The organism is Arthrobacter sp. zg-Y877, assembly GCF_030373105.1.
Lineage (GTDB): Bacteria > Actinomycetota > Actinomycetes > Actinomycetales > Micrococcaceae > Arthrobacter_B.
Genome location: NZ_JAUCPU010000001.1, coordinates 1 through 21016, shown reverse-complemented (window position 1 = coordinate 21016; position 21016 = coordinate 1). Strand labels below are relative to the sequence as shown.

Sequence of the window (21016 nt, the reverse complement as noted above, 5' to 3'; positions counted from 1 at the left end):
CGATGATGTGACCCCAGTCACCCTTGTGTTCATACTGTTCTCAACAAAACTCCTAACGCAGCCGTAACGAATCGCAATCAAAGGACGAACGTGCACCGTGGCACCCTGGCCGGCCGGTTGTTCCTGGCCCAGCTCGCCTTCATCCTGTGCGCCTCGGGTGGAATGGCCTGGGGGTTGTACCAGCAGGCCGAGGAGAGCACCTACGAGGAGACCGGTCAGCGGATGCTGGCCGTGGCTGGAACCGTTGCCGCCAGCAGTACTGTCCGCACCGCCGTCGACTCCCCCGAGCCCGCCCTGCAGGACTACGCGCGTGAGGTGATGGACCGCGTGGGCATCGATTTCCTGACGATCATGGATACCGACCGCACGAGGTTCACGCACCGGAACCCGGAGCAGATCGGTAAGGCCTACATCGGCTCCGTGGACCAGGCCCTGGCCGGGGAGAGCTTCACGGAGACCTACACAGGCACCCTGGGCCCCTCGGTCCGCGCCATCACACCGGTGTACGACGACGCCGGCAACGTCACCGCGCTCGTCGCCGCCGGCATCACGGTGGACCGGGTAGGTATTGCCCGGGATGCACGGCTTCCGGAACTGTTTGCCATTGACGCAGCAGCCCTGGCCCTCAGCGCGCTGGGCTCCTACGGACTGAGCCGCTATCTGCGCCGTGCCACCCGGGGGCTGCGGCCCGCCGAACTGACCCATCTGTACGCCTTTTACGATGCGGCCCTGCACTCGGTACGCGAGGGCCTGGTGCTGCTGAACGACCGCGGACAGCTGGTGCTCTACAACGATGAAGCCGCCGTCCTCCTCGGCCTGCCGCCGGCGGGCACCGCCGCGCCGGGGCAGGAACTGCCCGACCTGCCCGGTCCGCTCACCTCCCTGCTGCGCTCGGGCCGGACCGCCCGGGAGGAAATTCACCTCACCGGCGAGCGCATCCTGGTGGTCAACCAGTCCGCGGCGGTATCCGCAGGGCCGCACGGCCGGCGTTTCGGTACCGTCACCACGCTGCGGGACCATACCGACGTCGAATCCCTCACCGGCGAGCTGGCCTCCATGCACACGCTGGCCGATGCCCTGAGCGCCCAGGCCCACGAGCATGCCAACCGGGTGCACACGCTGGCGTCCCTGATTGAGCTGGGCCGCAGTGACGAAGCACTGCGGTTCGCCACGGCCGACCTGGAACAGTCCCAGCAGCTCGCCGACGAGGTTCTGGCGTCGGTGGAGGAACCGGCGGTAACCGCCCTGCTGATGGGCAAGGCCGCCCAGGCCCGCGAGCGCGGCATTGCGCTGGACATAGTGGTGGAATCCGGGACGGAACGGTTCAGCGGGGCCGGGGTGCCACCGGTGGAACTGGTCACGATCATCGGCAACCTGCTCGATAACGCCTTCGACGCCGCGGAGCACTCGGTGGTCCTGCAGCTGGGTTGTGGTGACGGCCAGCTGCTGATCGAGGTGCAGGACGACGGCCCCGGCGTAGATCCCTCAATACTCGAACATATATTCGAACAGGGCTTCAGCACCAAGGAATTGGCGGAAGGCCGGCTGTGCACCGGCCGCGGGATCGGCCTGGCTTTGGTGCGCCAGGCCGTGACGCGGCTTGGCGGCAGCATCCGGGTGCTGGGTGGGCCCGGTGCCTGCTTCAGTGTGGAGCTGCCCGTTCCGGCGCAGGCTCCCGTACACCTGGCGGAGGTAACCCCATGAGCGGATATTCCCCCGGTTCCGACGTCGGCGTCCTGGTGGTCGAGGATGAGGAGATCCCCGCAGAGGCGCACGCGGAGTATGTCCGCCGGGTGCCGGGATTCCGGCTGGCAGGTATCGCCCGGACGGGCGCCGAGGCCCTGGAGGCGCTCAAGGCCGCCGAATCTGCCCCGGCAGGCAGCGAAGCGGAGATAGGTCTGGTCCTGTTGGACATGAACCTGCCGGATCTGCACGGCCTGGACCTGCTGCGCCGGATCCGCGGGGCAGGACTGCCCGTGGACGTCATCGCCATCACCGCTGTCCGGGACCTGGCAGTCGTCCGCAGTGCCATGTCCGGCGGCATCGTCCAGTACCTCATCAAGCCGTTTACGTTTTCGGCGTTCAGCACCAAGCTGACCGCCTATGCCGAGTACCGGCGCCGGGTGGCACAGCAGGCGGCGTCCACCACGCAAAACGAAGTGGACAGCGCCTTTGCGGCCCTGCGTCCTGCCGTCCCCGGCCCCTTACCCAAGGGCCTGTCCGGGGAGACACTGGAGGCCGTCGCGGATCTGCTCAAGCGCGCCCGGGCGCCGCTGTCCGCAGCTGAAGCGGCGGAGGCGCTGGCGATGTCCCGGATCACCACACGCCGCTACCTGGAGTATCTGGCGGACCAGCAGTCGGTGCTGCGCTCGCCGAGGTACGGCACACGGGGCCGGCCGGAGCTGGAGTACAGCTGGCGCCGGTAGGGCCGGCTGGAGGCTGCCGCTAGGGAACCGGCCGCAGCACCGTCGCCAGGGCCTCCAACACAGCGGGATCCTCGATGGTGGAGGGCACGGTGTGCGGAACGCCGTCGGCGATCTGTCGCATGGTCTTGCGCAGCACCTTCCCGGACCGGGTCTTGGGCAGCGCGTCCACCACGAACACTTCCTTGAAGTCCGCCACTGGGCCGATCTGCGAGCGCACGAGCTCGACCAGCTCGGCACGCAGCACCCCGGAGTCGATCTCCGTGCCGGCCTTGAGCACCACGTAGCCGGAGGGGCGCTGGCCCTTGACCGGATCCGCGATGCCGATCACCGCCGCTTCGGCGACCGCAGGGTGGGAGCCGACGGCCTGTTCCATGGCGCCGGTGGAAAGCCGGTGCCCGGACACGTTGATGACGTCATCGGTGCGGCCCATCACGAACACGTAGCCGTCCTCGTCCACGTAGCCGGAGTCCCCCGTGGCGTAGTAGCCGTCAAAGACGTCCAGATAGGCCGCACGGTAACGCTCGTCGCTGCCCCACAGGGTCCGGACGGTACCGGGCGGGAGCGGCAGCTCGAGGGCAATGTTGCCCTCGGTGCCCGCCGGTACCTGCTTTCCGTCCGGCCCCAGGATCCGCACGGTGAATCCCGGCACCGGAACGGTGGGCGACCCGGCTTTGACCGGCAGCTCCTCCAGGCCCACGGGGTTGGCACAGATGGCCCACCCGGTTTCGGTCTGCCACCAGTGGTCGATCACCGGCACACCCAGTGCGGTCCCCGCCCACTCCAGCGTGGCCGGGTCCAGGCGCTCGCCAGCGGCAAAGAGGTGCCGCAGCCGGGACAGGTCGTAGCGACCGGGTTCGACGGCGTCGGGGTCCGCCTTCCGGATGGCCCGCAGCGCGGTGGGCGCAGTGAAGAGGACGTCGACGCCGTGCTCGGCTGCCACCCGCCAGAAGGCTCCGGCGTCCGGGGTGCCCACGGGTTTGCCTTCGTACAGCACAGTGGTGGCGCCGGCGATCAGCGGGCCGTAGACGATGTAGGAATGCCCGACCACCCAACCGACGTCGGAGGCCGTCCACATCACCTGCCCCGGACCGATCCCGTAGATGTTCTCCATGGACCACGCCATCGCCACGGCATGGGACCCGTTGTCCCGCACCACCCCCTTGGGTGCGCCGGTGGTGCCGGAGGTGTAGAGGATGTACAGCGGATCGGTGGCGGCCACGGGCACCGGTCCGGCGGGGTCGGCGTCGGCGGCGAGCGCGGCCCAGTCATGCCAGGCTGCGCCGCCGGTACCGTCAAACTCCTCCCGGGTGGAGGTGAAGCCGGTCCGTTCGGCCACGACGACGGCGGCCACCCGGTGTGCCGCGACTTCCAGGGCCTCGGCGACGGCAGGCAGGTATTCGACGGCCCGTTTGGGTTCGAGCCCGCCGCTGGCCGTCACGATGACAGTGGGGCCGGCGTCGTCGATCCGGGCCGCAAGCTCCCGCGGGGCGAAGCCTCCGAAGACCACGGAGTGGACCGCGCCCAGCCGGGCGGTGGCCAGCATGGCGATGACGGCCTCGGGAATCATCGGCAGATAGATGACCACGCGGTCGCCCGGGCCGACACCCAGGCCGCGCAGCACCCCGGCGAAGCGTTCGGTTTCCGCCAGCAGCTCGCTGTAGGTGTAGGTGCGGCTGGTGCCGAGCATGGCGGAGTCATAGACCAGTGCTGCAGTGTCTCCGCGGCCGGCCTCCACGTGCCGGTCCAGGGCGTTGAAGGAGGTATTGAGCTCCGCGCCCGGATACCAGGAGTACAGCGGAGCGTTGGCATCCTCCAGGGCTCGGGACGGCGGCTTCTCCCAGTCCACCAGCGCGGCGGCGGCCAGCCAGAACCCCTCGGGGTCGGTGCTGCTGCGGGCGTAGGCCTGTTCGTAGGCTCCAGCGGTCTGCGCGTCCATGAATCCTCCTTGATCCGGCGTGGTACGCGCCATGGTACTAGGGGCATGGACGCGGAGGCCTTCTGGAACGCAGATGTATGTGGGGAGAAAATCTCCTAAAGTCCAGCAGCTTCTTCGTCGGTCAACTCAATCTCCTGACCGTTGTCGCCCACCCAGCGGTACGGCTGCTGCCCAGCTGCCGCGTCAACTCGTTTGATGAGCGTGTAGGTCGCGCCGTCTTGAATCTTTATCTCCATGGCCGAGAGGCTACTCCATCCGGCGGCCGCCCGCCGAAGGCCCGAATCCAGTGGGCAGGCAGCGGCGGCCGGCCGCGGAACAGCGGAGCATGCAGGGAGACTCTGTATACAAGACCGCGGCCGAGAGGCACCAATGTGACCACGGATACGCTTTGTGGCCCGCTCGTGTATACACTGTGGAGAACGTGACGCAGATATCAAGGAGGCGCACCATGCGGGCAAGTGACCGCGCGTACGCCGCCCTGCGGCAGGACATCGTGGACTGGAAGCTGCCCCCCGGCACCGTACTGGGTGAAGTGGAGCAGTCCGAACGCCTGGGTGTTTCCCGCACTCCCCTGCGTGAAGCTCTCAGCCGCCTGAGCGCTGACGGGCTGGCCGCCCCGCACAGCGGACGCGGCGTCGTCGTTACTGGCATCTCCCTCGACACTGTCGCCGAGCTCTTTGAACTGCGCCAGGCCCTGGAATGCAAAAGTGCAGCCCTGGCGGCGGTGCGCGGGCAGGCATCGGTTTTCCACGGGCTGGTATCCCGGTTCCGTTCCGCCGGCAGCCTGATCAGCACCGACGACCGGCAGAACCGCAGCCGGTACTACGAGCTGGTGGCCGAGCTGGACTCCGCCATCGATGCCGCAGCCGCCAACTCGTATCTGACCCAGGCCCTGGGCAACGTACGCCTGCACCTGGCCCGGGTGCGCCGCCTGGCCAAGGACAATCCCGAACGGCTGCTGGAAACCGCCGGCGAACACGCCACCATTGCCGCAGCCGTTGCCAGCGGGGACCCGGACCTGGCGAGCGCCTCCGTCTCGGTCCACCTGCACAAAAGTCTTGAACACCTCCGATCCGCCCGGATCGCTTCCCCTGACAGCACCATCCCCGAGAAAAGGACCACCCCTTGAACCTGAACAAAGTCCGCGTCTACCGCAGCGACGAAAAACTGGCCCGCGAAGACCAGCTGGCGTACAAGATCGCCAAGGTAGCCGCCGATCCCGTAGAGGTCACCGAAGACGTCACGGACATGGTCATCAACCGCATCATCGACAACGCCTCCGTGGCCATCGCCTCCCTGAACCGGGCTCCGATCGTTGCCGCCCGCGCCCAGGCGCTGTCCTTCTCCCCCTCCGCCCACGGCAAGGGTGCCTCTGTCTTCGGCGTCCTCGCCAAGACCTCCCCCGAATGGGCCGCCTGGGCAAACGGCGTGGCCGTGCGCGAACTCGACTACCACGACACCTTCCTCGCCGCGGAGTACTCCCACCCCGGCGACAACATTCCGCCCGTCCTCGCCGTCGCGCAGCACACCGGCGCCTCCGGCCGGGACCTGATCCGCGGCATCGCCACCGGCTACGAGATCCAGGTGAACCTGGCCAAGGCCATCTGCCTGCACAAGCACAAGATCGACCACGTGGCCCACCTCGGCCCGTCCGCCGCCGCCGGCATCGGCACGCTGCTGGGGCTCGACGTCGACACCATCTTCCAGGCCGTAGGCCAGGCCCTGCACACCACCACGGCCACCCGCCAGTCCCGCAAGGGCGAGATCTCCACCTGGAAGGCGCACGCCCCGGCCTTCGCCGGCAAGATGGCCGTCGAGGCCGTGGACCGGGCCATGCGCGGCCAGACCTCCCCCACCCCCATCTACGAAGGTGAAGACGGGGTGATTGCCTGGATGCTCGACGGCCCCGAGGCCGCCTACGAAGTGCCGCTGCCCGAAGCCGGCGAAGCCAAGCGCGCCATCCTGGACACCTACACCAAGGAACACTCCGCCGAGTACCAGGCCCAGGCCTGGATCGACCTGGCCCGGAAGATCCACGGCGAGCACCCCGAAGCTGGGGATCCGGCGAACGTGGAAAGCGTCCTCATCGCCACCTCGCACCACACCCATTACGTGATCGGCTCCGGCGCCAACGATCCGCAGAAGTACGATCCCACCGCCTCGCGCGAGACCCTGGACCACTCGATCCCGTATATCTTCACCGTCGCACTGCAGGACGGCGCCTGGCACCATGTGGACTCCTACTCCCCCGAACGCGCCGGCCGGCCGGACACCGTGGAGCTGTGGCACAAGGTCACCACCGTGGAGGATCCGGAGTGGACCCGCCGCTACCACTCGCTGGACATCAGCGAGAAGGCCTTCGGCGGCAAGGTGACCATCGTGCTGACCGACGGGACCGTCATCACCGACGAAATCGCCGTCGCCGACGCCCACCCGCTCGGCGCCAAGCCGTTCACCCGGGAGCAGTACATCACCAAGTTCCGCACCCTGGCCGAGGGCCTGGTATCCGCCGAGGAAATCGAACGCTTCCTCGCCACCGTCCAGCGGCTGCCCGAACTGGCCGCGGGACAGCTGGACCAGCTGAACATCAACGCCGCAGAGGGCGTCATCAACCCCGCCGCCGCACCGAAGGGACTCTTCTAGATGCTGTACTCCTCCGTAACCCCCGAGGCCAAGCGGGTTGCCTTCCGCGAAGGACTGGCCTCCGGCACCCTGCAGCAGTTCCCGGGTGCCTTCAACCCGCTCTCGGCCCGCCTGATCGAGGAGAAAGGGTTCGACGGCGTCTACATTTCCGGTGCCGTCCTGGCCAATGACCTCGGCCTGCCGGATATCGGCCTGACCACGCTCACCGAGGTGGCCACCCGCGCCGGCCAGATTGCCCGGATGACCAACCTGCCGGCCATCGTGGACGCCGACACCGGGTTCGGCGAGCCGATGAACGTGGCCCGCACCATCCAGGAACTCGAAAACGCCGGGCTTGCCGGCTGCCACATCGAGGACCAGTTCAACCCCAAGCGCTGCGGACACCTGGACGGCAAGAACGTGGTGGACACCGACACCGCGGTCAAGCGGATCCGCGCCGCAGCCGATGCCCGCCGGGATCCGAACTTCCTGATCATGGCCCGCACAGACATCCGCGCCGTGGACGGCCTGGAAGCGGCACAGGACCGGGCACGCGCCCTGGTCGACGCCGGAGCGGACGCCATCTTCCCGGAGGCCATGAAGTCCCTCGAGGAGTTCGCGGCCATCCGTGCCGCCGTCGACGTGCCGATCCTGGCGAACATGACCGAGTTCGGCAAGAGCGACCTGTTCACCTACGACGAGCTGGCCTCGGCAGGCGTGAACATGGTGATCTACCCGGTGACCCTGCTGCGCAGCGCCATGGGCGCCGCAGAGCGCACCCTGGAGACCATCAAGGCGCACGGCACCCAGCAGGCCGATGTGCCGAACATGCTCACACGTGCGCGTTTGTATGAACTGGTGGATTATGAGGCGTACAACCAGTTCGACACGTCAGTTTTCAACTTCCAGGTCCCGGGCACCCGCTAGGACCCGCTCCGCATTTCCTGCACGACGAAGGAGTCAGCAACAATGACAGACACCCAGATCCACAAGGGCCTGGCGGGGGTACTCGTAGACACCACCCGCGTTTCCAAGGTCAACCCGGAAACCAATTCCCTGCTCTACCGCGGCTACCCGGTCCAGGAACTGGCCGCCCGCTGCAGCTTCGAAGAGGTGGCCTACCTGCTGTGGAACGGGGAGCTGCCCACCGAGGAGCAGCTCGCCGAATTCACGGAGGGGGAACGCAGCCAGCGTGCCCTCACCCCCGAGCTGAAGGCCGTCATTGACGCGCTGCCTGTGACCTGCCACCCGATGGATGTGTGCCGTACCGCGGCATCGGTCCTGGGTGCGTCCCATGGGCAGGCCGGGGATTCCTCGGTCCAGGCCAACATGGACAAGGCGGTCAGCCTCTTCGCTGCCATGCCCGCCGTCGTCGCCTATGACCAGCGCCGCCGCCGCGGCGAGGACGTCGTGGATCCGCGCGATGACCTGGACTACTCGGCGAACTTCCTTTGGATGACCTTCGGCGAGGAAGCCGCTCCCGAGGTAGTCGAGGCGTTCAACGTGTCGATGATCCTGTACGCGGAGCACTCCTTCAACGCGTCCACCTTCACCGCCCGGGTGATCACCTCCACGCTCTCCGACCTGCACTCGGCCGTGACCGGTGCCATCGGTGCGCTCAAGGGCCCGCTGCACGGCGGCGCCAACGAAGCGGTCATGCATACATTCGCCGAGATCACCGAGAGCGCGGCGGGCGGCGACGTCGCAGCCCACGCAGCGGCCTGGCTGGACGAGGCGCTGGCGGAGAAGAAGAAGATCATGGGCTTCGGCCACCGCGTCTACAAGAACGGCGATTCCCGGGTGCCGACCATGAAGGCGTCCCTGGACAACATGGTCAAGCACTACGACCGTCCGGACATGGGTGAGCTCTACACTGCCCTGGAATCGGCCATGGGTGAGCGCAAGAACATCCTGCCGAACCTGGATTACCCGGCCGGTCCCGTGTACCACCTGATGGGTTTTGACACGCTCACCTTCACGCCGCTGTTCGTGGCCGCACGGATCACCGGGTGGACGGCGCACATCATGGAGCAGCTCGAAGCCAACTCCCTGATCCGGCCGCTGAGCGAATACAACGGAGCCGAGGAGCGGCACCTGCCGTAACCGCAGCATTCCCAGGGGCCGTCTTCGGAGTTTTCGCGAAGGCGGCCTCTTTGCGTTCGGTGCAGCTAGGAAAAGACGACGCTGGCGACGTTGACGTTGTCGTCCGCGATGGTGATCACGGCGTTGAAACAGTCGCCGGCCAGGAGGCGGGGCATCCAGTGGGCCGAGTCCGCCCACATCTGCGGGTACGGGATGGCGGTTATTGGATACCAGGCCGGAAGGATCTCGTCTGTCTCCACTGGTTCGCCGCTCCAACGGGACGTTTTGAAGAGGACGGTGGACATGTCCAGGCCGGGCTGGGCCGGGAAGATCCACTCAATGGTGCCGGCGCGTTCCAGGTCCCGCTCCGCGACGACGACGCCGGACTCCTCCTCCACCTCGCGCACCGCGGCCTGCTCGGGGGTTTCTCCGGCTTCAATGTGTCCGCCGAGCGTCACCACACGGCCAAGGCCGAAGCCGGTTTTCTTCATTCCCATAAGCACCTGCCGCCCATCCGCCGTCTCCCGGAACAGGAAACAGAGGACAACCGGGGCAGCCCGGTACGGTGCTGCGGGTACGGCCACTACAGTGCCCGCGGGTGGGCCGCGGCGTAGACCTCGCGCAGGGTCTCGGCCGTCACCAGCGTGTAGACCTGGGTGGTGGTCACCGAGGCATGGCCCAGCAGTTCCTGGACCACGCGCACGTCGGCGCCGCCTTCGAGCAGGTGCGTGGCGAACGAATGCCGCAGCGTGTGCGGTGAAACGTCCCGGCCGATATCGGCCTTCTCGGCGGCGTTCTTCAGGATGGTCCAGGCGCTTTGCCGTGACAGGCGTCCGCCCCGGGCATTCAGGAACAGGGCGGGGGTGCCCTTGCCCTTGGCCGAGGCCGCCGGGCGACCGCGCACCAGGTATTCGTCCAGGGCGCGGGCAGCATAGGACCCCAGCGGGACCAGCCGCTCCTTGGACCCCTTGCCGAACAGGCGGACGACATCCGGTCCCTTGGCGGGGATGCGTTCCAGGGACAGGTCATCCACGTCCAGGCCCACGGCCTCGCTGATGCGCGCTCCCGTGGAATACAGGAATTCGAGCAGGGCACGGTCGCGCAGCCCGGAGGGGGTGTCCAGGGAGACCGCTTCCAGGATCCGGGTGACCTCGTTGACGCTGATGGCCTTCGGCAGGCGCTTGCCGGGCATGGGTGGGTGTACGTCCGACGCCGGATCGGCCGCGGTCATGCCTTCGAGCGCCCAGAAGCGGTGCAGTCCGCGCACCGCCACGATGGTGCGGGCGGCGGACCGGACGCTCAGCGCCGAGGCGCCGTCGGACCCTTCGGAAATCGACTGGGCAAACGCCGTGACATCGTGCCGGGAGATGCGGGAAATGTCCTCCACTCCCCTGGCGTCCAGGAAACGGGCATAGCGCAGCAGGTCCCGGCGGTAGGCGTCGAGGGTATTCACGGCCAGACCGCGTTCCACGGCCATGTGCTGCAGGTAGCTGCCGATGGCCCGGCCTGCAGGTGTGGAACGGAGCTCATCCGCCGCCGATTTCATGGTTGCGGCGCGGGAGCGGGCCGGTGCTGCGCTTCCAGCCGCGGCCTTCGGCCTGCGTTTGGGTGCGGGATCCGGCACCGCGCCAGCCGGGGAATCCGGCGCCGCCGCCTCCTGGACTGCGGGCTCCGGCGTAGCGGGCTGCGTGACGGAGCCGGTGCGGTCCAGCTCGGCCAGGTCGGCGTCGCGCAGCCGGCGGGCTTCTTCCGAGTCCAGATCCAGCTTGAGGGTGGGGTTCAGGCCGGGCAGCTTAATGGCAATGGTGTCATTGTTCGTCGAGCCGCCATCAGCGTCAGCGCTGGGCATTGGTTCTAGCTCACCGGGCCGTTGGCCCAGGTGGAGTGCTGGGAGTGGTGTTCCGGCCAGGGGGCATCGGCGGGCCGCAGATCGCGGAACCCGTTGCCGCGGGCGACGGCGGCGGCCAGGACGGCGGCTACGGCGGACGGGCTGTGCATACGTCCCTGCAGGGCTGCCTGTACGGCCTCGTCCAGGTCCACCCATGCCGTGGTGATTTCGGCTTCCTCGTGGGTCCGGGTGTGCCGGTCCGCCTCGGGGACCTCGGAAATGCCGCGGGCCAGGTAAATGCGCAGGGCTTCCCGGGAGGAGCCGGGCGAGAGGAACAGGTCCGTGAGGACGTGCCACTGGGCAGCCTGCAGGTCTGCTTCCTCCGCGAGTTCGCGGGCGGCGCCGACCTGGAAGTCTTCACCGTCCACGTCGAGCAGCCCGGCGGGGACTTCCCACAGGGTCATCCGGACCGGATGCCGGTACTGGTTGATCAAAAGCACCCGTCCGGCGTCGTTCATGGCCAGGATGGCCACCGCGCCGGGGTGGGCGATGTAGTCACGGACCAGGGGTTCGCCGTCGTCGGTCAGGAGGAATTTCTCCTTGACCACGTCCCACACCGGACCGCTGTAAACCGTTTCCGATTCCAGCAGCGGGCGCGGGCTTTGTTCGTCGGCGAACCCCTCGGTCCGTGCCACGGGGCTAGGCCTTGCCGCTCTGGTGGGCCAGGGCAGCCTTGACGAGTCCGGCGAAGAGCGGGTGCGGACGCGTCGGGCGGGAGCTGAGCTCCGGATGTGCCTGCGTGGAGACGTAGTACGGGTGCACGTCGGCGGGAAGCTCGACGAACTCCACCAGGCCGCCGTCGGTGGTGGTTCCGGAGAACACCAGGCCGGCGTCGGCAATCTGGTCACGGTACTGGTTGTTGACCTCGTAGCGGTGGCGGTGGCGCTCGGCCACCTCCGTCTTGCCGTAGGTCTTGGCAACCACGGATTCCGGTTCCAGCTTCGCGTCCCACAGGCCCAGGCGCATGGTGCCGCCCATGTCGCCGCCGCCGGCAACAATGTCCTTCTGCTCCGCCATGGTGGCGATGACCGGGAACCGGGTATCCGGTTCGAACTCGGAGGAGGAAGCACCTTCGAGGCCCACCACGTTCCGGGCGTACTCAATGACCATGCACTGCAGGCCAAGGCACAGGCCCAGCGTCGGAAGCTTGTTCTCCCGGGCGTAGGTCAGCGCGCCCAGCTTGCCTTCGAGGCCACGGATACCGAAACCGCCGGGCACGCAGATGGCATCCGCGCCGGCCAGGGCCTTGGCCGCACCCTCGGGGGTGTCGCAGTCATCCGAGGGAACCCAGCGGATATTGACCTTGGTCTGGTTGGCGAAGCCACCGGCACGCAGCGCCTCCGTGACGGAGAGGTAAGCGTCCGGCAGGTCCACGTACTTGCCCACGAGGGCAATGTCCACGTGGTGCTTGGGGTTGTGCACGGATTCAAGCAGGCGGTCCCACTTGGTCCAGTTGACGTCCTTGAACTTCAGGTCCAGGTGCTGGACGATGTACGCGTCCAGGCCCTGGGAGTGAAGGGTCTTCGGGATGTCGTAGATGCTCGGGGCATCCGGGCAGCCGATTACGGCATCAACATCGACGTCGCACATGCGGCCGATCTTGTTGCGCATGGCGTCGGGCACCGGACGGTCGGAGCGGATGACGATGGCGTCCGGCTGGATACCGATGGACCGCAGGGCAGCCACGGAGTGCTGCGTCGGCTTGGTCTTCAGTTCCTGGGACGGACCGATATACGGCACGAGGGACACATGCAGGAAGAAGACGTTGCTGCGGCCGATGTCCTGGCGCACCTGGCGGGCCGCTTCGAGGAACGGCTGGGACTCGATGTCGCCCACCGTGCCGCCGATTTCCGTAATGATGACGTCGGGGGTCTTCTTCGCCTCGGAGGGCAGGCGCATCCGGCGCTTGATCTCGTCGGTGATGTGCGGAATGACCTGGACCGTGTCACCGAGGTATTCGCCGCGGCGTTCCTTGGCGATAACCGTCGAGTACACCTGGCCGGTGGTCACATTAGCGGAGCCGTCGAGGCTCTCGTCAAGGAACCGCTCATAGTGCCCGATGTCGAGGTCGGTCTCGGCGCCGTCGTCGGTCACGAAGACTTCACCGTGCTGGAAGGGGTTCATTGTGCCCGGATCCACATTCAAATAGGGATCGAGCTTTTGCATGGTCACCGCTATGCCGCGCGACCTCAACAAATGGCCGAGACTTGACGCTGTCAGTCCCTTACCGAGTGAGGACGCCACGCCACCGGTGACGAAGATGTGTTTGGTCGTAGAAGACGACTTGGGAAACCTGGAATTTGATCGCTGCACCACGGAGTTCGAGCCTATCACCTTTTGTCGTTTCGGGTTTGTCCTGCGTCTGGGTTCTTTCGGAACATCATTGGAGATGCCCCGCCGAATCCAATAATTCCTCGGCGTGGGCACGGGCCGAAGCCGAGTCCTCCTGCCCTGCGAGCATCCGGGCGAGTTCCTTGATGCGCTCCTCCTGGCCCAGCACCCGGACATCGCTGGCCGTGACGCCGGTACCGTCGTCGGTGGACGTGGAAGTCTTGATCACGCGGATGTGATGGTCGGCAAACGCCGCCACCTGGGGCAGGTGGGTTACCACGATCACCTGCACCTGCTTTGCCAGCATGGCGAGCCGGCGGCCGATTTCGACGGCGGCCTTGCCGCCGACGCCTGCATCCACCTCGTCGAAGATGAACGTGGGCACCGGATCCACTGCTGCCAGGACCACTTCGATCGCCAGCATAACGCGGGAAAGTTCGCCGCCTGAGGCACCCTTGCCCAGGGGCCGGGCCGGAGCGCCGGGATGCGGTGCGAGCAGGAAGGAAATGCTGTCGGCACCGTGCGGTCCCGGCTCACCGGTCGGTTCCACCTCGATGACCAGATTGGCGTCTTTCATGGCCAGCGCCGTCAGTTCGTCGCTGACCCGCTGCGCGAGTTCTGCTGCGGCATCGGTACGGAGTTTGGTCAGGGCCGCTCCCCGGGTGGCCAGGCGTTCGGCTAGGACGCCTATTTCCGCTTCGAGGGCGTCGATCCGGGAGTCGTCGGAGCTGAGTTCGGCCAGCCGCTTGGCGCTTTCGCCGCTCCACTCAAGGACCCCGTCGATCGAAGGGGCATACTTGCGGACCAGTCCCGCCAGATCGGCGCGGCGGGATTCCACTTCCGCGAGCCGTTCAGGTCCTTCGGAGTCCAGGGAGGCTCCGTAGCTGGCCAGCTCGGTGGCTATGTCGGCGAGGATGTACCCCACCTCGGCCAGCCGCTGTCCGGACGCGGCCAGGGCCGGGTCATGCTCCCCTGCGGACTCCAGCTGGCGTTTGGCTGCGTCCACCAGCGAGGTGGCGTCTCCGCCGTCGGCAAAGTCGTCGGCGATCAGGGCCGCATGGGCACTCACCGCTGCGGTGCGCAGCTCCTCGAGGTTGCTCAGGCGCATGGCCTCCGCCTTGAGGGAGTCGTCCTCCCCCGGCTGCGGATCCACCGCCTCGATTTCCTCCAGCGCGGCGGTCAGGTACTCGGCTTCCCGGAGCCGGTCCCGTGCCTGGTCCCGGAGTTCCGACAGCTCCTTGGCGGCGGCGCGCCAGCGGGCGTAGTCCTCGCGGTAGGCACCGAGTTCGGCGGCCAGCGGGGCACCTGCGTACTTGTCCAGCGCCTCCCGCTGGGCCGCGGCACTCTTGAGGCGCAGCTGGTCGGTCTGGCCGTGGACCACCACGAGGTGCTCGCCCACTTCCGCCAGGACGCCCACCGGGGCGGACCGTCCACCCACGTGGGCACGGCTGCGGCCATCGGCGTTGACGGTACGGACCAGCGTCAGTTCGGCCGCGCCGTCGTACTCTTCAAGCTCGGCTCCCGCTTCGCCTGCACGGACCGCCGCAGCGCTTTTCGGGTCCACGTGCACGAGTGCCTCGGCGACGGCGGACTTCGCGCCGATGCGCACGGCGCCGGCGTCGGACCGGGCACCCAGGAGCAGTCCCAGGGCGGTGATCACCATCGTTTTGCCCGCACCTGTTTCACCGGTAACCACCGTGAAGCCGGGGCCCAGGTCCAGTGTGGCGTCGGTGATGACGCCGAGGTCCCTGATCCGGATTTCCTCAATCATGCGACGAAGCCTCCGCTGTCCGAAACCGCTGTGTCACCGGTTGATGTGCCGGCAGCTTCCGGGCTGCCGGTTACTGCACCGTTGCCGGCGGAATCCGTGTTCCGGTCCCCCGGCCCCGGTACGGGGCTGAGCTGGGTCCCGGCGGTGGTAGCCGGGGCAGGACCGCGCCACCCATGGGTGGGAAGCTGGAACTTGCGCACCAGACGTTCAGAGAACGGCGTCAGGTGGGTGCGGGCCAGACGGACCGGAGTCTTGGAACGGGTCACTTCCACCCGGGAGCCCGGGGGCAGATCGATGCTGCGCCGGCCGTCGCACCACAGCACTCCGGCGGCGTCCGTACGGGTCAGGATCTCCACGGCCAGCACCGAGGTGGGTGATACCACCAGCGGCTTGGCGAACAGGGCGTGGGCGCTGATGGGTGCCAGCAGCAGGGCTTCAACCTCCGGCCAGACCACGGGGCCGCCGGCGGAGAAGGCGTAGGCGGTGGAGCCGGTGGGTGTTGCCAGCACAACGCCGTCGCATCCGAACGAGCTGATGGGGCGGGCATCCACCTCGATGACCACTTCCAGCATCCGCTGGCGGTCGGCCTTTTCGACGGCGGCCTCGTTGAGGGCCCAGGTGCGGGCCAGGAGTTCGCCGCCGTGCCAGACCTTGACGTCGATGGTCATGCGTTCTTCGACGGTGTAGGCGCGTTCAACCACCCAGTGCACGGTCTGTGCCAGGTCGGCGCGTTCGCTCTCGGCCAGGAAGCCCACGTGGCCGAGGTTGACCCCAAGCAGCGGGACATTCGTTCCGCGCACCAGTTCGGCTGCCCGCAGGATGGTGCCGTCACCGCCAAGGACCATGCCCAGGTCCACTTCATCCAGCGCCACGTCTTCATCGAGGATCTCGGTGGGTGCGGCCAGCACTCCGTATTCGGCCTGGATGTCTTCGAGGTCCCGCCGCCGCATGACCGGAACCAGTCCCGAGGAATGAAGCTGGGTGCAGGCTTCCTGGGCAGCGGTCATGGCGGCCCGTCGTCCGGTGTGGGCCAGGACCAGTATCCGTCTGCTCATCTGCGTCTTCATCCTCTTCATCCTCCGGGTGGTGCCTGCGGCATACCCATCGTCAGTCTTCTACGGCCGGCAACCGGTCCGCAAACCCGGTGAACGCTTCATCCACCAGCCTGGCGGCGGCGTCTTCGGCCGGAGTTCCCTCACTGTGCCCCGTTTCCCCAGGCCTTCCACGTCCGGGGACGGGGACCTGCATCCACATAAAGAACTCCACGTTGCCGTTCTGGCCGGGAAGCGGGCTCGGGGCAATGCCGCCGATCTCCAGGCCGGCAGCCATGGCGGCCGCCGCCACCGAAGCCACGGCAGACCGGTGCCGGGCTGGATCGGTGACCACTCCGGTCCGGTCCAGCTTCTCACGGCCCACCTCGAACTGGGGTTTCACCATAAGCAGGAGGCTGCCGCCCGGGCGGGTCGCAGCAGCCAGCGGTCCCACCACCTTGGTCAGGGAGATGAACGAGAGATCCGCGACCGTGAGGTCGACGGTGCCGCCAATATCCTCCGGGTCCAGGTACCGAACGTTCATCCCTTCGTAAACGCTGACCCTCGGATCCCGCCGAAGCGCTTCCACGAGTTGTCCGTGCCCGACGTCGACGGCGGCGACATGCGTGGCACCAGCGCGGAGTAGAACGTCGGTGAACCCTCCGGTAGAGGCCCCGGCGTCCAGGCAGCGCAGTCCGTTAGGGTCAACGGCGGGGAACGCCGCGAGGGCACCGGCGAGTTTGTGGCCGGCGCGGCTGACGTAGTCGGGCAGGCCGTCGTCGAGCACTTCCAGCCGTTCGCTGGCTTCCACCGGAGCCGAGGGCTTGGCGGCGGGCTTTCCGGCGCGCAGGACCCGTCCTGCGGCGATCAGCTTTGCTGCCTGGGTGCGCGAGCGTGCGAGTCCGCGGGTGACGAGTTCCTGGTCGAGTCGGGGCATGCCTAGTCTGCTGTCCGGGGGAAGATTCCGGGTACCGGCGCGGGGACGGCATGCCCAGTGTTCGGCTCAGTATTCAGCTCGGTGAGCAGCGCGTCATGCAGTCCTGCGTAAACGGCCGCATGGCCGGCCACGGGCTGTGCCGCCAGCGGAGGCAGGACATCGAGGAGGGAGTCAACGGCGGCATCATCCGTGGTGGCCGGAGCCTGCGGCCATGGCTGTGCCGGCTGGGATTCAGGCATGTGTCTTCCTCCTGCGGTTGCATGCGGGATGCATTGGTGACGGGTGGATCTTCTCTAAGAAGCCTAGCTGCGGCCGGTGACAGTCCAGCGGATCTCCGGGGTAAGCGCCGCTGCGGCGTCCGGCCGGGCTGCCCACCATGCGGCACAGCCGGCCCGCCAGCTGTCCAGGTCCGAGGAATCCCCGGCTATCACGACGACGGTGTCCTCCACCCAGGCCAGTGCCTGGCCGCAGCGGTATTTTCCAGCCTCGGGAACGGGCACCGGATACGGTTCGAAAAGCGCCGCCAGGTTCTCGATGAGGTAGACCGGCCGCTCCGGTTTCCGCGCCGCCAGTGCAGTCAACGGAGTGTCGACGCCGGTGAGCACCAGTGCGGTGTCAAAGCCGGCGTTGGTTCCGCCCAGGATGTCGGTGTCCAGCCGGTCCCCCACCACAAGCGGACGGTGGACGTCGAGGTGCCGTGCCGCCGTCGTAAACAGTGGCGCCTCCGGCTTGCCTGCGACGAAGGGAACCCGGCCCGTGGCTGCGCCGACTGCAGCCACCAGCGTGCCGTTGCCGGGCGCGATGCCGCGGGCCTGCGGGATGGACAGGTCTGTGTTGGTGGCCACCCACACGGCTCCGCGTCCGACGGCGAATGCGGCTTCGGCCAGATCGGCCCATCCCAGGGATGGGTCGAAGCCCTGGATGACGGCGTCGGGCGCGTCATCCGCCGAGTAGACCCGCACCAGTCCCTGGGCCTCGACGGCGGCAGCCAGGGTTGCGCTGCCGGTCACCAGCACCTTGGCCCCCGCGGGAACCTTGGAAGCCAGCAGTTCCGCCCCCGCCTGCGCGGACCCGAAGACATTTTCCGCCGTGGCGGGTGCTCCGAGTTCGCGCAGATGTGCCGCAACCGTCTCCGAAGAGCGTGAGGCGTTGTTGGTGACGTAGGCCAGCTGGACCGATACATCGGCCAGCCGGTCCAGCGCCTCCACGGCCCCCGGTATCGCGTGCGGTCCGGCGTAGACCACGCCGTCCAGGTCGGAAAAGACCGCGTCGTAGCCGGAGACCAGTGAAGGGTTAGTCGTCAAGACGCTGCGGCCCCGTCTCATCGGCGTCTTCGCGGGCAGTTTCCTCGTCGTCGTCGTCGTAATTGAAATCGGACACTACGACTTCCACGGCCTCGCCGTCGTCATTTACGTCGCTGTCTTCGGTGAGGAGGCCTTCCTGCTCATCCGTGGGAAGCGCGTCCACCTCTTCATTTGGATCGAGGTTGTCCTTCGGAGCCTCTTCGGCGGGTGCGAAATACGCGCCGGAGCGGTCCTCACGGGCCTCGGGACGACGCTTGGGACGTTCCTCTTCCTCAGGCACGAGGTCGAAGATTTCCGGCTCCGCAAAGTCGCCGAAGCCCAGGGCTTCGTCAGCGCGCAGGGCCTGCTTCTGCCACTTCTGCGCTTCCTCGCTGCGGCCGGCAACTTCCAGCGCGTCGGCGTAGGCACGGAAGAGGCGCGGGCTGTAGGAGAAGGCCCGGTTGCGGTCCAGCTGCGGGATTTCCAGTGCTGCAACAGCGGCATCAAACTGACCCATGTCCATCCGGGCACCCGAGACGACGATGGCCAGATCCACCTGTCCGGCGGTATCCAGGTCCTTGGCGTCATCGGACCGGGCCATGTCCAGTGCCTTTTCCGGATGGCCCAGACCGCGTTCGCAGTCGGCCATCATCGGCAGGTAGGCATTGGAACCGCTGATCCGGCGGTAGGTGCGGAACTCACGCAGCGCCTCACCGAAGTGCTCGGCTGCGTAGGCGGTCAGGCCGACAGCCTCGCGGACCACTGCCATGCGTCCGCCACGGCGGCTCGCGGCAAGGGCGTGCTGGAATGCCAGCTCCGGTTCGTCGTCAATCAGGCGGCCTGCCATCACCAGGTGCTTGGCAACCCACTCGCTGTTGACTTCCTCCAGGTTGCGCAGCTGGGCGCGGGTGACCTTGTCCAGTTCCTGCCCGGTGACGTCCTCATCGATTTCCGGTGAACGCTCACGGTCGGGGCGGTTGGCGCTGCGCAGGTCCTTGGCGTTGCGGGGCCGCGGTGCGGCCGGGGCATCGTCACGGCGGAACGACGGGCGGTCCGAACCGTGTTCGGGCCGGTCGCCGCGGGGCGGACGGCTGTCACGCTGTGGACGGCGGTCATCGCCGCCGAAGGACGGCTTGCGGTCGCCGCGGTCGCCGAAGGGCTTACGCTCACCGCTGCGCTCCGAGAAAGGCTTACGCTCACCGCTGCGCTCCGAGAAAGGCTTACGCTCTCCATCGCGCGGCGGACGGCTGTCACGCTGCGGACGATCATCACGCGAGAACGGCTTACGATCCCCACGGTCGCCAAAGGGCTTACGCTCACCATCACGGGCCGGACGACGGTCGTCGCCACCGAAGGACGGTTTACGGTCCCCACGGTCACCGAACGGCTTACGCTCACCATCACGCGGCGGACGGCTGTCACGCTGCGGACGATCATCACGCGAGAACGGTTTACGGTCCCCACGGTCACCGAACGGCTTACGCTCACCATCACGCGGCGGACGGCTGTCACGCTGCGGACGATCATCACGCGAGAACGGCTTACGATCCCCACGGTCACCGAACGGCTTACGCTCACCATCACGCGGCGGACGGCTGTCACGCTGCGGACGATCATCACGCGAGAACGGCTTACGATCCCCACGGTCACCGAAGGACTTACCCTCACCATCACGCGGCGGACGGCTGTCACGCTGCGGACGATCATCACGCGAGAACGGCTTACGATCCCCACGGTCACCGAAGGAGTTACGCTCACCATCACGCGGCGGACGACGGTCATCGGCGCCGCGGCTGGCGCGGTCATTTCGCTCCGCACGATCCCCGAACGACGGACGACTGTCCCCATCACGGGCGGGACGACGGTCATCGCCACCGAACGACGGCTTACGATCGCCACGGTCGCCGAAAGGCTTCCGCTCACCGCTGCGCTCGGTGAACGGCTTGCGCTCACCATCACGGGCGGGGCGGCGGTCGTCGCTGCCACGGGCGGGACGATCGCCGAAAGCGGGCTTGCGGTCCTTTGAAAACGGCTTGCGCTCCGAGGAGGCCCCCCGGTCGCCGAAAGACTTCCGTTCGCCGTCGCGTGCGGGCCGGCCGCCAAAGGAGGGCTTGCGGTCTTCGAACCGCTTGGGAGCGTTGCGGTCGTTCGTCGCGGGGCGTCCGCGGTCGTCGCGCCGGTCTGACGAGCTGCCGCTGGAAGAATTGCTTCCTTCGCCGCCGCGGTGATCCCTGTTATTTTGCTCTGACATGCTGCTGAGTTCCTCTCGTCGTGAGCCGACCAACGGAATTACTGCAGTCGCTCGTCACTATGTACCTGTAATGAAGATGTAAAAGTCGTGGGAGGCGGTCGCGCCTCAGGGTAATTCTAGTGCAGTGGCAGTCCAGGTGCCGATTCAACAGGGGATCAAAGCGGTCCGATGCAGGTGAGTCTCGACACCACGGGCACCTGAGCGGCCCCAACTCAGGACGTTCGAACCCCGACGGCGGCCAAAGGAACCCGCCGGCAGTACCCCGAAGGTCAGGGCCCGCCCGGGTTAGGCCTGGCGGGTTAAAGAGGAAGAGCCCGTACCAGCACTGGTACGGGCTCATCCTGTTATTCAAATATTGTCCGGCGGTGACCTACTCTCCCACATCCTCCCGGATGCAGTACCATCGGCGCTGTGGGTCTTAGCTTCCGGGTTCGGAATGGGACCGGGCGTTTCCCCCA

At 67.3% G+C, this 21016-nt stretch carries 19 protein-coding genes and 1 rRNA gene; 7 read left to right on the top strand and 13 right to left on the bottom strand.

The features are described from left to right. Positions 1–90 precede the first annotated feature (90 nt). Positions 91–1704: a sensor histidine kinase gene (locus QNO03_RS00100; RefSeq protein ID WP_289601231.1), complete on the top strand. Its 1614-nt coding sequence runs from the start codon at positions 91–93 to the stop codon at positions 1702–1704. After that, the gene (locus tag QNO03_RS00095) at positions 1701–2426 is read left to right on the top strand and encodes a response regulator (protein WP_289601230.1); all 726 of its coding nucleotides are present in this window, start codon (positions 1701–1703) and stop codon (positions 2424–2426) included. Before QNO03_RS00100 ends, QNO03_RS00095 begins: the two co-directional genes overlap by 4 nt. A gap of 19 nt (positions 2427–2445) precedes the next feature. Here the strand turns inward: QNO03_RS00095 and QNO03_RS00090 are convergent, their stop codons facing one another. Both QNO03_RS00090 and QNO03_RS00085 read right to left on the bottom strand, forming a co-directional pair. Beyond that, the gene (locus tag QNO03_RS00090) at positions 2446–4362 is read right to left on the bottom strand and encodes an AMP-binding protein (protein WP_289601229.1); all 1917 of its coding nucleotides are present in this window, start codon (positions 4360–4362) and stop codon (positions 2446–2448) included. 95 nt (positions 4363–4457) lie between these two features. Beyond that, on the bottom strand, positions 4458–4598 hold the full coding sequence (locus tag QNO03_RS00085) for a hypothetical protein (protein ID WP_229947473.1): 141 nt from the start codon (positions 4596–4598) through the stop codon (positions 4458–4460). 212 nt (positions 4599–4810) lie between these two features. Here QNO03_RS00085 and QNO03_RS00080 point away from each other — a divergent pair, with 212 nt between their 5' ends. The 4 genes from QNO03_RS00080 to QNO03_RS00065 are packed head-to-tail and all read left to right on the top strand — an operon-like array spanning position 4811 to position 9087. Beyond that, on the top strand, positions 4811–5491 hold the full coding sequence (locus QNO03_RS00080; protein WP_289601228.1) for a GntR family transcriptional regulator: 681 nt from the start codon (positions 4811–4813) through the stop codon (positions 5489–5491). Further along, positions 5488–7005 carry an MmgE/PrpD family protein gene (locus QNO03_RS00075; protein ID WP_289601226.1) on the top strand — a complete coding sequence of 506 codons (1518 nt, stop codon included), beginning with the start codon at positions 5488–5490 and terminating at the stop codon, positions 7003–7005. Before QNO03_RS00080 ends, QNO03_RS00075 begins: the two co-directional genes overlap by 4 nt. Then, positions 7006–7911 carry a methylisocitrate lyase gene (gene prpB, locus QNO03_RS00070; protein WP_229947466.1) on the top strand — a complete coding sequence of 302 codons (906 nt, stop codon included), beginning with the start codon at positions 7006–7008 and terminating at the stop codon, positions 7909–7911. A gap of 42 nt (positions 7912–7953) precedes the next feature. Continuing rightward, positions 7954–9087 carry a bifunctional 2-methylcitrate synthase/citrate synthase gene (locus QNO03_RS00065; protein WP_289601225.1) on the top strand — a complete coding sequence of 378 codons (1134 nt, stop codon included), beginning with the start codon at positions 7954–7956 and terminating at the stop codon, positions 9085–9087. A 65-nt stretch (positions 9088–9152) separates the two neighbouring features. Here the strand turns inward: QNO03_RS00065 and QNO03_RS00060 are convergent, their stop codons facing one another. The 10 genes from QNO03_RS00060 to QNO03_RS00015 form a co-directional block, all read right to left on the bottom strand. After that, complete coding sequence (locus QNO03_RS00060; RefSeq protein ID WP_289601223.1) at positions 9153–9650, bottom strand: 8-oxo-dGTP diphosphatase; 498 nt, start codon at positions 9648–9650, stop codon at positions 9153–9155. Beyond that, positions 9650–10612 carry a site-specific tyrosine recombinase XerD gene (gene xerD / locus QNO03_RS00055; protein ID WP_289602029.1) on the bottom strand — a complete coding sequence of 321 codons (963 nt, stop codon included), beginning with the start codon at positions 10610–10612 and terminating at the stop codon, positions 9650–9652. The genes QNO03_RS00060 and xerD overlap by 1 nt, the downstream gene beginning before the upstream one ends. A gap of 308 nt (positions 10613–10920) precedes the next feature. Continuing rightward, on the bottom strand, positions 10921–11589 hold the full coding sequence (locus tag QNO03_RS00050) for an NUDIX domain-containing protein (RefSeq protein WP_289601222.1): 669 nt from the start codon (positions 11587–11589) through the stop codon (positions 10921–10923). Positions 11590–11593: 4 nt separating this feature from the next. Beyond that, the gene (gene pyrG / locus QNO03_RS00045) at positions 11594–13288 is read right to left on the bottom strand and encodes a CTP synthase (RefSeq protein ID WP_289601221.1); all 1695 of its coding nucleotides are present in this window, start codon (positions 13286–13288) and stop codon (positions 11594–11596) included. Between the two features lie 46 nt (positions 13289–13334). Continuing rightward, entirely contained in the window at positions 13335–15056 is a 1722-nt protein-coding gene (gene recN / locus QNO03_RS00040; protein WP_289601219.1) for a DNA repair protein RecN, read from the bottom strand. Beyond that, on the bottom strand, positions 15053–16111 hold the full coding sequence (locus QNO03_RS00035; protein WP_289601218.1) for an NAD kinase: 1059 nt from the start codon (positions 16109–16111) through the stop codon (positions 15053–15055). Before QNO03_RS00035 ends, recN begins: the two co-directional genes overlap by 4 nt. Positions 16112–16163: 52 nt before the next feature. Next, positions 16164–17024, bottom strand: a complete 861-nt coding sequence (locus tag QNO03_RS00030) for a TlyA family RNA methyltransferase (protein WP_289601217.1) — start codon at positions 17022–17024, stop codon at positions 16164–16166. A 2-nt stretch (positions 17025–17026) separates the two neighbouring features. After that, positions 17027–17263, bottom strand: coding sequence for a hypothetical protein (locus tag QNO03_RS00025; RefSeq protein WP_289601216.1), 237 nt, complete (start codon positions 17261–17263; stop codon positions 17027–17029). 63 nt (positions 17264–17326) lie between these two features. Continuing rightward, positions 17327–18328 carry an HAD-IIA family hydrolase gene (locus QNO03_RS00020; RefSeq protein WP_229947451.1) on the bottom strand — a complete coding sequence of 334 codons (1002 nt, stop codon included), beginning with the start codon at positions 18326–18328 and terminating at the stop codon, positions 17327–17329. Then, positions 18318–19154 (bottom strand): tetratricopeptide repeat protein, encoded by an 837-nt coding sequence (locus tag QNO03_RS00015; RefSeq protein ID WP_229947450.1) that lies wholly within the window; start codon positions 19152–19154, stop codon positions 18318–18320. The genes QNO03_RS00020 and QNO03_RS00015 overlap by 11 nt, the downstream gene beginning before the upstream one ends. Before the next feature lie 213 nt (positions 19155–19367). On the opposite strand from QNO03_RS00015, the gene QNO03_RS00010 reads away from it, so the two are divergent. After that, positions 19368–20333: a hypothetical protein gene (locus QNO03_RS00010; protein ID WP_289601213.1), complete on the top strand. Its 966-nt coding sequence runs from the start codon at positions 19368–19370 to the stop codon at positions 20331–20333. A gap of 582 nt (positions 20334–20915) precedes the next feature. Here the strand turns inward: QNO03_RS00010 and rrf are convergent. Beyond that, a 5S ribosomal RNA gene (rrf, locus tag QNO03_RS00005) occupies positions 20916–21016 on the bottom strand; the annotation flags it as partial.